11 protein-coding genes are annotated in these 12,575 nt (G+C 69.4%); 2 read left to right on the plus strand and 9 right to left on the minus strand.

Going from position 1 to position 12,575, the window contains the following annotated elements; all coding sequences use genetic code 11:
• Window positions 1-346: 346 nt before the first annotated feature.
• From QCN29_RS30895 to thyX, 3 genes are all read right to left on the minus strand, one after another.
• Complete coding sequence (locus QCN29_RS30895; RefSeq protein WP_279932325.1) at window positions 347-2,032, minus strand: ribonuclease J; 1,686 nt, start codon at window positions 2,030-2,032, stop codon at window positions 347-349.
• A 156-nt stretch (window positions 2,033-2,188) separates the two neighbouring features.
• The gene (gene dapA, locus QCN29_RS30900) at window positions 2,189-3,088 is read right to left on the minus strand and encodes a 4-hydroxy-tetrahydrodipicolinate synthase (protein ID WP_279932326.1); all 900 of its coding nucleotides are present in this window, start codon (window positions 3,086-3,088) and stop codon (window positions 2,189-2,191) included.
• Window positions 3,089-3,301: 213 nt separating this feature from the next.
• Complete coding sequence (thyX, locus tag QCN29_RS30905; RefSeq protein WP_279932327.1) at window positions 3,302-4,042, minus strand: FAD-dependent thymidylate synthase; 741 nt, start codon at window positions 4,040-4,042, stop codon at window positions 3,302-3,304.
• Between the two features lie 152 nt (window positions 4,043-4,194).
• Between thyX and QCN29_RS30910 the strand changes: the two genes are divergently transcribed.
• Together QCN29_RS30910 and QCN29_RS30915 are read left to right on the plus strand one after the other, a co-directional pair.
• Complete coding sequence (locus tag QCN29_RS30910; RefSeq protein WP_279932328.1) at window positions 4,195-4,434, plus strand: hypothetical protein; 240 nt, start codon at window positions 4,195-4,197, stop codon at window positions 4,432-4,434.
• A 106-nt stretch (window positions 4,435-4,540) separates the two neighbouring features.
• Window positions 4,541-5,089 carry a hypothetical protein gene (locus tag QCN29_RS30915; RefSeq protein ID WP_279932329.1) on the plus strand — a complete coding sequence of 183 codons (549 nt, stop codon included), beginning with the start codon at window positions 4,541-4,543 and terminating at the stop codon, window positions 5,087-5,089.
• A gap of 131 nt (window positions 5,090-5,220) precedes the next feature.
• Here QCN29_RS30915 and QCN29_RS30920 read toward each other — a convergent pair whose 3' ends face one another.
• The 6 genes from QCN29_RS30920 to eccD form a co-directional block, all read right to left on the minus strand.
• Window positions 5,221-5,664, minus strand: coding sequence for a hypothetical protein (locus QCN29_RS30920; RefSeq protein WP_279932330.1), 444 nt, complete (start codon window positions 5,662-5,664; stop codon window positions 5,221-5,223).
• An 11-nt stretch (window positions 5,665-5,675) separates the two neighbouring features.
• The gene (gene dapB / locus QCN29_RS30925; RefSeq protein WP_279932331.1) at window positions 5,676-6,428 is read right to left on the minus strand and encodes a 4-hydroxy-tetrahydrodipicolinate reductase; all 753 of its coding nucleotides are present in this window, start codon (window positions 6,426-6,428) and stop codon (window positions 5,676-5,678) included.
• Window positions 6,429-6,454: 26 nt separating this feature from the next.
• Window positions 6,455-7,834 (minus strand): M16 family metallopeptidase, encoded by a 1,380-nt coding sequence (locus QCN29_RS30930; RefSeq protein WP_279932332.1) that lies wholly within the window; start codon window positions 7,832-7,834, stop codon window positions 6,455-6,457.
• Window positions 7,831-10,047 carry a polyribonucleotide nucleotidyltransferase gene (locus tag QCN29_RS30935; RefSeq protein ID WP_279932334.1) on the minus strand — a complete coding sequence of 739 codons (2,217 nt, stop codon included), beginning with the start codon at window positions 10,045-10,047 and terminating at the stop codon, window positions 7,831-7,833. The genes QCN29_RS30930 and QCN29_RS30935 overlap by 4 nt, the downstream gene beginning before the upstream one ends.
• Before the next feature lie 409 nt (window positions 10,048-10,456).
• A complete protein-coding gene (gene rpsO, locus QCN29_RS30940) occupies window positions 10,457-10,744 on the minus strand; it encodes a 30S ribosomal protein S15 (RefSeq protein ID WP_031484852.1) in 288 nt (95 codons plus the stop codon).
• A gap of 340 nt (window positions 10,745-11,084) precedes the next feature.
• Window positions 11,085-12,563 carry a type VII secretion integral membrane protein EccD gene (gene eccD, locus QCN29_RS30945; RefSeq protein ID WP_279932336.1) on the minus strand — a complete coding sequence of 493 codons (1,479 nt, stop codon included), beginning with the start codon at window positions 12,561-12,563 and terminating at the stop codon, window positions 11,085-11,087.
• Between the last annotated feature and the right edge of the window lie 12 nt (window positions 12,564-12,575).

A 12,575-nucleotide genomic window follows, 5' to 3' on the forward strand; every position in this document is an offset into this window, starting at 1 on the left:
GCTTCCTTCGTACTCACCCCGACCAACCGGTCCAGGCTTTCCTCCGGGCGCTTCCCTTCGGTGTTTCCAACCTTACCAGATCCTTTTCCCGTTCCGTTTCCGGTGCGGAATCCGTTTCCAGTGGCCGTTGGAGGGCCTTTTGCCTTTCGGCTGCCTTTCGGCCGGACCGACTTTATCAGAGGTTCTGAGTCGGAATTCCCGACCTCTTCCGGGATGCGGTCCGAGCACACAAGTGCGTCGGGTTCCCGTGCAGGCGGAGACGTAAACGTACTGGAGCGGGGCTCCCCGACGCAAATCGGGGGCCCCGCTCACACCTGCCCGAGCACGCAGGCCCGGTGAGGGGCCGTCAGACGTCGACGACGACCGGGAGGATCATCGGGCGGCGGCGGTAGGTGTCGGAGACCCACTTGCCCAGCGTGCGGCGGACGAGCTGCTGGAGCTGATGGGGCTCGACGACGCCGTCCTGGGCTGCCTTGGCGATGGCCTCCTCGATCTTCGGGATGACCGCGTCAAAGGCCGCGTCCTCGATGCCGGAGCCTCGGGCGTGGAGGTGCGGGCCTCCTACGACCTTGCCCGTGGTGGAGTCGACCACCACGAAAGCCGAGATGATGCCCTCGTCGCCGAGGATGCGCCGGTCCTTGAGCGCGGCCTCGGTGACATCGCCGACCGAGAGGCCGTCGACGTACACATAGCCGGCCTGGACCTTGCCGACGATCCTGGCCTTGCCGTCGACCAGGTCGACCACAACGCCGTCCTCGGCGATCACGATGTGGTCCTTGGGGACACCCGTCAGAGCGCCGAGCTCGGCGTTGGCGCGCAGATGACGCCACTCGCCGTGGACCGGCATCAGGTTCCTCGGCTTGCAGATGTTGTAGAAGTACAGCAGCTCACCGGCCGAGGCATGACCCGAGACGTGCACCTTGGCGTTGCCCTTGTGGACGACGTTCGCACCCCACCGGGTCAGCCCGTTGATCACGCGGTAGACGGCGTTCTCATTGCCCGGGATGAGGGACGACGCCAGGATCACCGTGTCGCCCTGCACGATGCGGATCTGGTGGTCGCGGTTGGCCATGCGGGACAGTGCCGCCATGGGCTCGCCCTGGCTGCCCGTGCAGACGAGCACGACCTCGTCGTCGGGCAGGTCGTCCAGCGTCTTGACGTCGACGACCAGACCGGCGGGCACCCGGAGGTAGCCCAGGTCCCTGGCGATCCCCATGTTCCGGACCATCGAGCGGCCGACGAAGGCGACCCTCCTGCCGTATTCATGGGCTGCGTCGAGGATCTGCTGGATGCGGTGGATATGGCTGGCGAAGCTGGCGACGATGATCCGCTTCTGGGCGCCGGCGAAGACCTGCCGCAGGACGTTGGAGATATCCCGCTCGGGCGGGACGAATCCGGGGACCTCGGCGTTCGTCGAGTCGGAGAGCAGGAGGTCGATGCCCTCCTCGCCCAGCTTGGCGAAGGTCGGCAGGTCCGTGAGGCGGCGGTCCAGCGGGAGCTGGTCCATCTTGAAGTCACCCGTGTGGACGACCATGCCCGCAGGTGTGCGGATGGCGACGGCCAGCGCGTCCGGGATGGAGTGGTTGACCGCGACGAACTCGCAGTCGAAGGGGCCGATGCGCTCGCGGTGCCCCTCGGCGACCTCGAGGGTGTACGGACGGATGCGGTGCTCCTGGAGCTTCGCCTCGATCAGGGCGAGCGTCAGCTTGGACCCGATCAGCGGGATGTCGGGCTTCAGCCGGAGCAGGAACGGGACGCCACCGATGTGGTCCTCATGGCCGTGCGTGAGCACGATGCCCTCGATGTCGTCGAGGCGGTCCTGGAGAATCGTGAAGTCCGGCAGGATCAGGTCGACTCCGGGCTGCTCCTCTTCGGGGAAGAGCACGCCGCAGTCGACGATCAGCAGCCGGCCGTCGTACTCGAAGACCGTCATGTTCCGGCCGATCTCGCCCAGCCCGCCCAGCGGGGTGACGCGCAGGCCGCCCTTGGGGAGCTTCGGCGGAGCGCCGAGTTCAGGATGCGGATGACTCAAAAGACTCTCCTCACCATGTACGCCACGTACCGTCGAGGCACGTGGCGTACATGACATTTCGTGCACTTGCTGTTGTCGTGGTCCGCCGTATGCCGGTCGGACTGCTACGCGTATTCAGTTATGAAGTCCGTTGTCCTCAGCAGTACCCCGCCGACGTCAGAGCTGTACCCCGCCCGCCGCCAAGTCGATCTTGAGCTGGGCGGTTTCCTCCGGGGAGAGCTCCACCAGTGGAAGGCGCAGCGGTCCGGCCGGCAGGCCCTGGAGCGTGAGCGCGGCCTTGGTGGTGATTACACCCTGGGTGCGGAACATACCCGTGAAGACCGGGAGCAGCTGCTGGTGGATCTCGGTGGCCTTGGAGACGTCGCCGTTGAGGTGGGCGTCGAGCAGAGCGCGCAGCTCGGGGGTGACGACATGGCCGACGACCGAGACGAAGCCGACGGCGCCGACCGACAGGAGGGGGAGGTTGAGCATGTCGTCGCCGGAGTACCAGGCCAAGCCGGACCGGGCGATGGCCCAGCTGGCGCGGCCGAGGTCGCCCTTGGCGTCCTTGTTGGCGACGATGCGCGGGTGGTCGGCGAGGCGGACGATCGTCTCGGTGTCGATGGGGACGCCGCTGCGGCCCGGGATGTCGTAGAGCATCACGGGCAGCTCGGTGGCGTCGGCGATCGCCGTGAAGTGGCGGAGCAGGCCCTCCTGAGGGGGCTTGTTGTAGTACGGCGTGACCGCGAGCAGGCCGTGGGCGCCGGCACCCTCGGCGGCGCGGGCGAGCTCGATGCTGTGGCGGGTGTCGTTGGTGCCGATGCCGGCGACGATATGGGCCCGGTCTCCGACCGCTTCCAGCACCGCGCGTACGAGCCGGTCTTTCTCCGCGTCGCTGGTGGTGGGCGACTCTCCGGTGGTGCCGTTGACGATCAGGCCGTCATTGCCTGCGTCCACCAGATGGGCGGCCAGCGCCTGGGCGCCGGGAAGATCGAGAGCGCCGTCCGCCGTGAAGGGCGTGACCATGGCGGTGAGGACCCGACCGAAAGGGGTCTGCGGGGTGGAGATCGGTGCCATGGGTAACACGCTACTCGCTGCTCAGTACGGTGTGTCCCCTCGGGGGACGTGACGTCTGACGTGACATGCGGAGCCCGGCACTGCCTGCTCGGGGGTTCAAGCAGTGCCGGGTCCGTTTGATCAGCCTAGATGAAGTTCTCGAAGCGCCGCAATACGGACACTTCACCGGACCGATTCGTACGTTTGTACCCTTCTGGTCGCTTTGCTGCGCCCTCAGGGGGCGATGCGGCCGTTGGCGTTGAAGGCCGCGTGCGTCAGCGGCATCAGCCTGGCCCAGTGCTCTTCCATCTTCTCGCCGACCATCTCGATCTCACGTTGTGGGAAGGACGGGACCTTCGCCATCTCGTGCTGCGTACGCAGACCGAGGAAGTGCATCAGCGAGCGGGCATTGCAGGTTGCGTACATGGAGGAGTACAGGCCGACAGGGAGGACCGAGCGGGCCACCTCGCGGGCGACGCCCGCGGCGAGCATGGTCTGGTACTCCTCGTACGCACGGCGGTACGAGGACTCCATGCCCTCGGTGACCACCTGGTGCTGCTTGTCGGTGCCCTCGACGAAGACGTACTTGCCGGGCCGCCCCTCCTGGACGAGCTTGCGGTCCGGCCCCGGGACGTAGAAGACCGGTCGGAGCTCCCGGTAGCGCCCGGACTCCTCGTTGTACGACCAGCCCACGCGGTGCCGCATGAACTCGCGGAAGACGAAGATCGGGGCGCTGATGAAGAACGTCATCGAGTTGTGCTCGAAGGGGCTGCCGTGCCGGTCCCGCATCAGGAAGTTGATCAGGCCCTTGGAGCGCTCCGGGTCCTTTGAGAGCTCTTCGAGGGACTGCTCACCGAGAGTCGAGACGCGCGCTGCCCAGAGCACGTCCGAGTCCTGGGCGCTGCTTCTCACCAGGTCTGCGGTCACATCACTGCGGAACTCGGGCTCGGCGCTGTCAGCGGGGGTGGGTGGCACTGGGGTCCTTCCGGTTACGACGGCGGCGACCACTCTAACGAGCGGCCTGTCCGGGCCGAACGGGGGCCGGAGAGATTTACGGCACCAAATGGCGCTTTCTCTCGTCTGTACCAGTAGCAGTGATCAAACACCAGCCCGAGGAGGCCACCCTCATGTTCACCCGGCGAGAGGCCGTTCCGTTCGCATTCGTCGCGGATGCCGATCGCTTCCGCAGTAACGTCACTCCTCCGCCGCGCGAACGTCCCAGCCTCTCTCAGCTCGCGGGCCGTACGCTGATCGGGCTGACCCTCGTGTCCGGACTGGTGGGCTCGCTGCTCTTCGGGCTGCCCGCGCTGGAGACCAGCCAGTCGCCGGGGCATACACAGCAGTCGGCGGCCACCGACGGGCGCTGATCAGGCGGCCCCTGAGGTAGTCGGCCCGGGACCGCCTCGATAGCCTCACCGGTCACAGCCCCAACGAGTGCGCCGTCCCGCGTGCGCTGGTGAGTGAGGAACCGTCGTGCCCCTGCCCTTTCTGACGGCCGACCGTACATTCGACGCGGACTCATCCGACGCCGCGCTGCCCTTCGACGACCACGACCAGTGGCGGCGTCCCTATCGGCCGGGCCCCTGGCGTGTGGGCATGGCCGCGCTGCTGCTGCTTCTGGCGTCGTTCGTGTTCCTGGCGGCGATGATCGTCGCCTTCGCCGGGGCGACGGACGGAGCCACGGTGTGCCTGGGCCTGGGGCTCGCCATCACCGTGGTGGCGCTGCGGCTGCTGCGCATGGGCGTGTGGGTGAGCCGCCACGGCCTGCGGCGAGTGGGGTTCTTCGCCACCGCCACGCTGGCGTGGGGCCGGGTCGAGGCCGTGCGGACGGTGCAGCAGCCGGTGCGCTGGCTCGCGATGCCGCGGACCGTGCAGGGGCAGGCGCTCGTCCTCGTACGGCGGGGTGGCGCGGGTGGGGCGGTGCCGTTGCTCACGGACCACAATGCGGACTTTCTGTCGCGTACGGAGGCGTTTGACCGGGCGGCGGACGCGGTGGAGGCGTGGGCCTGCGAGTACCGGTGACCGGGGCCCCGCCCCAGACCCCGCGCTTACGGGCTGCACCCCGGGGGCCCCTGCCCCTCAAACGCCGGCGGGGCTTGATGGTGCTTGCGTTCGAGGAGCCGGGGGTCCTGGGGGCGGAGCCCCCGGTCACGTCAGGCGCGGCCCTCGTGGAGGGCGATCGCGTGCTGCATCGCCTTGCGGGCGCGCGGGGTATCACGGGCGTCGTGGTAGGCCACGGCGAGCCGGAACCAGCAGCGCCAGTCGCTCGGAGAGTCCTCCGTCTCCGCCCGCCGTGCGGCGAACACCGCGTCCGCTGATTCCCGGTCGATACGGCCGCCGGGGGTGCGTGCCAGCTCGTCGACCGGCAGTCCGCCCTCCGCCTCCAGTTCTGCGGCCAGCTTGTTGGCCTTGGTGACGAACTGGGTGTTCTTCCAGAGGAACCAGACGCCGATCAGCGGAAGGATCAGCACCGCACACCCGAAGGTGACGGTGAGCGCGGTGCCCTCCTGGATCAGGAGCACCCCCCGGCTGCCGACCAGGACGAAGTAGACGACCAGGACGGCAGCCGTGATGACGTACGTGATCTTTGCGCGCATGGCGGTTCCGCTCAGCCCAGGTCGAGGAAGTGTTCCAGGCCGAAGGTGAGGCCCGGGGTGGTGACGACGCGGCGGACGCCCAGCAGGATGCCCGGCATGAAGCTGCTGTGGTGCAGCGAGTCATGGCGGACGGTGAGGGTCTCGCCCTCGCCGCCGAGCAGCACCTCCTGGTGGGCCAGCAGGCCGCGGAGCCGTACGGCGTGCACGGGCACCCCGTCGACGTTCGCGCCGCGGGCTCCGTCCATGGCGGCGGTCGTGGCGTCCGGCTGCGGGTCGCAGCCGGCCTCTGCGCGGGCCGCGGCGATCAGCTGGGCCGTGCGGGTGGCGGTGCCCGAAGGGGCGTCGACCTTGTTCGGGTGGTGCAGCTCGACGACCTCGACCGACTCGAAGTAGGGGGCGGCGATCTGCGCGAACTTCATGGTGAGGACCGCGCCGATGGAGAAGTTGGGTGCGATGAGCACACCGGTCTGCGGCGCGGCGTCGAGGGAGGTGCGCAGATGCGCGAGGCGCTCGTCGGTCCAGCCGGTGGTGCCGACGACGGCGTGGATGCCGTGGCGTACCAGGAAGTCGAGATTGCCCATCACCGAGGCGGGAGTGGTCAGCTCGACCGCGACCTGGGCGCCCTGGTCGACGAGGGTCTCCAGCTTGTCGCCGCGTCCGAGGGCCGCGACCAGCTCCATGTCCTCGGCGGCCTCCACGGCCCGTACGGCTTCGGAGCCGATCCGCCCCTTGGCTCCCAGGACGGCCACGCGCAGCTTGCTCATTGCTCTGCTCTCTCTACGAGAAGGATCTAGGAAACGGCTTCGTGCAGTCGGTCGGCCTGTCGGTCCTTCAGCGGGCCGATCACCGACAGCGAGGGACGGCGTCCCAGGACGTCGGCGGCGACGGCGCGTACATCGTCGGGAGTGACTGCGGCTATCTTCGCCAGCATGTCGTCGACCGACATCTGGGCGCCCCAGCACAGCTCGCTCTTGCCGATGCGGTTCATGAGCGCGCCGGTGTCCTCCAGGCCGAGGACGGTGGAGCCGGAGAGCTGTCCGACGGCACGGGCGATCTCGTCGTCCGGCAGTCCTTCGGAGGCGACGCGCTCCAGCTCGCCGCGGCAGATCTTGAGCACATCGTGAACCTGGCTGGGTCGGCAGCCCGCGTAGACGCCGAAGAGCCCGCAGTCGGCGAAGCCGGAGGTGTACGAGTACACGCTGTAGGCGAGGCCACGCTTCTCCCGGACCTCCTGGAAGAGGCGGGAGGACATGCCGCCGCCGAGGGCGGTGTTGAGGACGCCCATGGCCCAGCGGCGCTCGTCGGTGCGGGCGAGGCCGGGCATGCCGAGGACGACATGGACCTGCTCCGTCCTGCGGCCGAGCAGGTCGACCCGGCCGGCGGTGCGCAGGGAGCGGTGGCCGTCGCGCGGGGCGAGCGGCAGCGCGGCGGTGTCGCCGAGGGCGCCGGCCCTGTCGAAGGCGCGGCGGACCTGGCGTACGACGGCAGCGTGGTCGACGTTGCCCGCGGCGGCCACGACCAGGTGGGTGGGGTCGTAGTGCTTCTTGTAGAAGCGGCGGATGCGGTCGGAGGTCAGCGCGCCCACGGTGTCGACGGTGCCCAGGACGGGGCGCCCGAGCGGGGTGTCGCCGAACATGGTGTGCGCGAACAGGTCGTGGACGCAGTCGCTCGGGTCGTCCTCCGTCATCGCGATCTCTTCGAGGATCACGCCGCGCTCGGCGTCGACGTCCTCCTGCTGGATCAGCGAGCCGGTGAGCATGTCGCAGACGACGTCGATGGCCAGCGGCAGATCGGTGTCGAGCACGCGCGCGTAGTAGCACGTGTACTCCTTGGCCGTGAAGGCGTTCATCTCGCCGCCGACGGCGTCGAGGGCGGCGGAGATGTCGAGGGCGGAGCGCCGGTGCGTGCCCTTGAACAGCAGATGCTCGAGATAGTGCGTGGCTCCGCCGAGCGACGGCGTCTCGTCTCGGGAGCCGACGTGTGCCCAGATGCCGAAGGTCGCCGACCGTACGGAGGGCAGGGTCTCGGTGACGATGCGCAGTCCGCCGGGGAGGATGGTGCGCCGGACGGTGCCGATGCCGTCCTTGCCCTTGAGGAGCGTTTGGGTACGGGCGACGGCCCGCGCCTCCGAGGAGGTGCGGGCCGTCGGCCGGGGACTACGGGAGGTCACTTGGCGGCGTCGTCCTTCGTTTCGTCGCCTTCTTCGCCCTCGATCACGGGGATCAGGGAGAGCTTGCCGCGGGAGTCGATCTCCGCGATCTCGACCTGGACCTTGGAACCCACGGCGAGCACGTCCTCGACGTTCTCCACGCGCTTGCCGCCGGCGAGCTTGCGGATCTGCGAGATGTGCAGCAGGCCGTCCTTGCCCGGGAGCAGGGAGACGAACGCGCCGAAGGTGGTCGTCTTGACGACCGTGCCCAGGTAGCGCTCGCCGACCTCCGGCATGGTCGGGTTGGCGATGCCGTTGATCGTGGCGCGGGCGGCCTCGGCGGCCGGGCCGTCGGCGGCGCCGATGTAGATGGTGCCGTCGTCCTCGATCGTGATGTCGGCGCCGGTGTCCTCCTGGATCTGGTTGATCATCTTGCCCTTGGGGCCGATGACCTCGCCGATCTTGTCCACGGGGATCTTGACGGTGATGATCCGCGGGGCGTTGGGGGACATCTCGTCCGGGGTGTCGATCGCTTCCATCATCACGTCGAGGATGTGGAGGCGGGCGTCACGGGCCTGCTTGAGGGCCGCGGCCAGGACGGAGGCCGGGATGCCGTCCAGCTTGGTGTCGAGCTGGAGCGCGGTGACGAACTCCTTGGTGCCGGCGACCTTGAAGTCCATGTCGCCGAAGGCGTCCTCCGCACCGAGGATGTCGGTGAGGGTGACGTAGTGGGTCTCGCCGTCGACCTCCTGGGAGATCAGGCCCATGGCGATGCCGGCGACGGGGGCCTTCAGCGGCACACCGGCGTTCAGCAGCGACATGGTGGAGGCGCAGACGGAGCCCATGGAGGTGGAGCCGTTGGAGCCGAGCGCCTCGGAGACCTGGCGGATGGCGTACGGGAACTCCTCGCGCGTGGGGAGCACCGGCACCAGCGCGCGCTCGGCGAGCGCGCCGTGGCCGATCTCGCGGCGCTTGGGGGAGCCGACGCGGCCGGTCTCGCCGGTGGAGTACGGCGGGAAGTTGTAGTTGTGCATGTAGCGCTTGCGGGTCACCGGGGAGAGGGTGTCCAGCTGCTGCTCCATGCGGAGCATGTTGAGGGTGGTGACGCCCAGGATCTGGGTCTCGCCCCGCTCGAACAGGGCCGAGCCGTGCACCCGCGGGATGGCCTCGACCTCGGCGGCGAGCGTACGGATATCCGTGACGCCGCGGCCGTCGATGCGCGTCTTCTCCTTGATGACGCGCTCACGGACCAGGTTCTTGGTCAGCGAGCGATAGGCGGCGGAGATCTCCTTCTCACGGCCCTCGAACTCCGGGAGGAGCTTCTCGGCGGCGAGCTGCTTGACGCGGTCGAGCTCCGCCTCGCGCTCCTGCTTGCCGGCGATGGTCAGCGCCTGGGCCAGCTCGGGGCGGACGGCGGCGGTCAGCGCCTCCAGGACGTCGTCCTCGTAGTCGAGGAAGACGGGGAATTCGCCGGTCGGCTTGGCGGCCTTGGCGGCGAGGTCCGACTGGGCCTTGCACAGGACCTTGATGAAGGGCTTGGCGGCGTCGAGGCCGGCGGCGACGATCTCCTCGGTCGGCGCCTCGGCGCCGCCCTTGACCAGCTCGATCGTCTTCTCGGTGGCCTCGGCCTCGACCATCATGATCGCGACGTCGCCGTCGGGCAGGACGCGGCCTGCGACGACCATGTCAAAGACGGCGTCCTCAAGCTCGGTGTGGGTCGGGAAGGCGACCCACTGGCCCTTGATCAGGGCGACGCGGGTGCCGCCGATCGGGCCGGAGAAGGGCAGGCCCGCGAGCTGCGTGGAGCAGGAGGCGGCGTTGATCGCGACCACGTCGTAGAGGTGGTCGGGGTTGAGGGCCATGATCGTCTCGACGACCTGGATCTCGTTGCGCAGGCCCTTCTTGAAGGAGGGGCGCAGCGGCCGGTCGATCAGCCGGCAGGTGAGGATGGCGTCCTCTGAGGGGCGGCCCTCACGGCGGAAGAACGAGCCGGGGATCTTGCCGGCGGAGTACATCCGCTCCTCGACGTCCACCGTCAGGGGGAAGAAGTCGAGCTGGTCCTTGGGGTTCTTGGAGGCGGTGGTGGCCGACAGGACCATGGTCTCGTCGTCCAGGTACGCCACGGCGGAGCCGGCGGCCTGCTTGGCCAGGCGGCCCGTCTCGAAGCGGATGGTGCGGGTGCCGAAGGAGCCGTTGTCGATGACGGCCTCGGCGTAGTGGGTCTCGTTCTCCACTAGCGTTTTCTCCTACGTTTCGTCTGTCGCCCGCTCGCCCGTGTGGCGGGGGCGGGGCGGAGAAGCGCTTCGCTTGCGGGCCGGTCTTCGATCGAAGCACCCGGGGTGATGGTTCCGGGGGCCACTACCGAGGACCGGCGGCCGGCGGCTGAGGCGGCTTCTCCTCGTCTTTGGTTGTGTCTGTCGCTCTACTGCGTACAGCAAGCGTCACTGCTTCGTACAGCGATTCCGCCTTGTACAGCGATTCCGCTTTGTACAGTGTCGCTCCGCGATATGGCTCTGCGCGACCAGACTAGTTCCCGTCCGGGCCGTCCCGCACGCAGAGCGACGGCAGCTGTGGAAAAGCCGCCGTGCATACGGCGAAGGGAGCGGCCCCCTGTCGAGTGGGAACCGCTCCCTTCACAGCGTCTTACTTGGCGCCAGCCGCACCGCGGCGGATGCCGAGACGGTCGACCAGCGCACGGAAGCGCTGGATGTCCTTCTTGGCCAGGTACTGCAGCAGACGGCGGCGCTGACCGACCAGGATCAGCAGACCACGGCGGGAGTGGTGGTCGTGCTTGTGGGTCTTGAGGTGCTCGGTCAGGTCCGAGATGCGGCGGGAGAGCAGCGCGACCTGGACCTCGGGGGAGCCGGTGTCGCCCTCCTTGGTGCCGAACTCGGCCATGATCTGCTTCTTCGTGGCGGCGTCGAGAGACACTCGGAACTCCTTCGTGAATGCGTGCGCCCGCGAGTGCCCCTGGTCTTGGTCTCAGGGGAGCTTCCGTGACTCGGAGGCGAAGGTCCGATGAGCGCTGCGCCCAGAACCGGGAGGGCTCCGGGGATGGCGTACACAAACGGCCGTCACACAGCGTACCAGCCCCGGGAGCCGCCCTTACTCCCCGGTCATCGCCCCTCGCAACGCGCCCCGGGTGCGGCGCGCCAGGTCGTCGTGCCCAGACCGTCGTGCCCAGACCGTCGTGCCCAGACCGTCGCGTCCCGGCCGCCCCAGCCGCCGACGGACGGCCGCCTCGCCGCTCCGCCGCTCCGGACCCCGCCGGTCAGCTCGTCAGGGAGCGGGCGGCGCTGTAGACGTCCAGGACGGCCAGGCAGAGCGGCACGAGGGAGAGCAGCACGGCGCCTTCCGCGAGGTCGAGCAGACGGCCCCAGAAGGGGGACAGGCCCTTCCTCGGGATGACAAGGCCGATCGCGGTGAGCAGCGCGGCGCCTGCGGCCACGGCCGCGGTGAGCCAGATCGTACGGATGTCGAGACCGCCGCGGTCCCCGTACATCAGCAGGTCCTGGAGGAGAGCCGCGGGCGGGTTCAGGGACAGACCGAGGATCAGCAGGGCGATCGCGGCGAGACCGGCGACCAGGGCGCAGGCGACCTGTGAGGTGTACCGGAAGAGCCGGGCACGCAACAGCATCGCGAGACCGGCGGCGAGGGCGAGGAGCTGCGCCCAGACGCCGTCGGCGAAACCGAGGACGGCGGCGCAGCCGACGACGACCGCCGCGCAGCCGCCGACGAGGCCGAGGAGCATCTCGTGGCCGCGGCGGGCCTGGGCGGCGATCCGGTCGGCGTCGACGGGCTCGGCGTCGGGGACGCCGCCCGTCTCGCCGGGGTCGGCGTCGAACGCGTCGGCGGCGGCGCTGTGCGGGGAGGCGTATCCGATGGGCAGCCGGGCGAAGCGGGCGGACAGCCCGGGCAGGAACGCGACAAGCCCGACGGCGACGGGTGCGACGACTGCGGCGGTCGCGGTGGCGGAGGCTTCGGTGAGGATCGCGACGAAGGTGGCGAGGGTGCCGACGGCGGCGAGGAAGGTGGTGGCGACGAAGGCGGCGTCGCCGCTGGGGGTGAGCGCGACCAGGACGACGGAGGCGATCAGCACCGTGACGCAGCCGAGCAGGAACTGGAGCTTTCCGGGGCCGCCGCCCGCGTCAGGCTCGATGATCCCGGAGCCGCCGATCAGCAGCAGCGGCAGTGCGCCGAGACCGAGGGCGACGGCGGTGGCCCGGTCGGCGTAGACCCGGGCGCGCACTCCGGCGAAGGCGGTGAGCAGCACGCCGGCCGCGCCCGCGATGACGCCGGGCAGGCTGTGCATGTCGTGCCGGACGGGGTCGGCGAACCACAGGACGAAGCCCATCAGGACGAGCAGCAGTACTCCGCCGATGAGCCCGGCGGTGCGCAGCAGGTCGTCGCTCCACAGACGGCGGTCGCGTACGACGGCGGAGGCGACGGCGTCGGAGACGTCGTCGAAGACGGCCGGCGGAAGGGACTCGGCGAAGGGGCGCAGGCTGAGGATCTCGCCGTCGAGGACCTGTTGGGCGGCGAGCGAGCGAGCGCTGTCGAGCACGGTGCCGTCACGGCGCACCAGGTGGTAGCCGGCAGGGGCGCCGGGGTCCTGGCTCTGGCCGGTGAGGCGCAGGATCTCCGGGTAGACGTCGGCGACGGCTATGTCCTCGGGGAGTGCGACGTCGATGCGGCTGTCGGGCGCCACGACGGTGACGCGGCAGAAGCCGGTCGTTGCGGTCGTACTCACGTTTCTGGACCC

Origin of the sequence: Streptomyces chengmaiensis (genome assembly GCF_029846775.1) — a bacterium.
Taxonomy (GTDB): Bacteria; Actinomycetota; Actinomycetes; order Streptomycetales; family Streptomycetaceae; genus Streptomyces; species Streptomyces chengmaiensis.

Bases quoted from the DNA above. Each gene is read 5' to 3' on its own strand.
- dapA (WP_279932326.1), bottom strand. From the start codon at position 3,088: ATGGCACCGATCTCCACCCCGCAGACCCCTTTCGGTCGGGTCCTCACC.
- QCN29_RS30910 (WP_279932328.1), top strand. From the start codon at position 4,195: ATGTTCACCCGGCGAGAGGCCGTTCCGTTCGCATTCGTCGCGGATGCC.
- QCN29_RS30920 (WP_279932330.1), bottom strand. From the start codon at position 5,664: ATGCGCGCAAAGATCACGTACGTCATCACGGCTGCCGTCCTGGTCGTC.
- dapB (WP_279932331.1), bottom strand. From the start codon at position 6,428: ATGAGCAAGCTGCGCGTGGCCGTCCTGGGAGCCAAGGGGCGGATCGGC.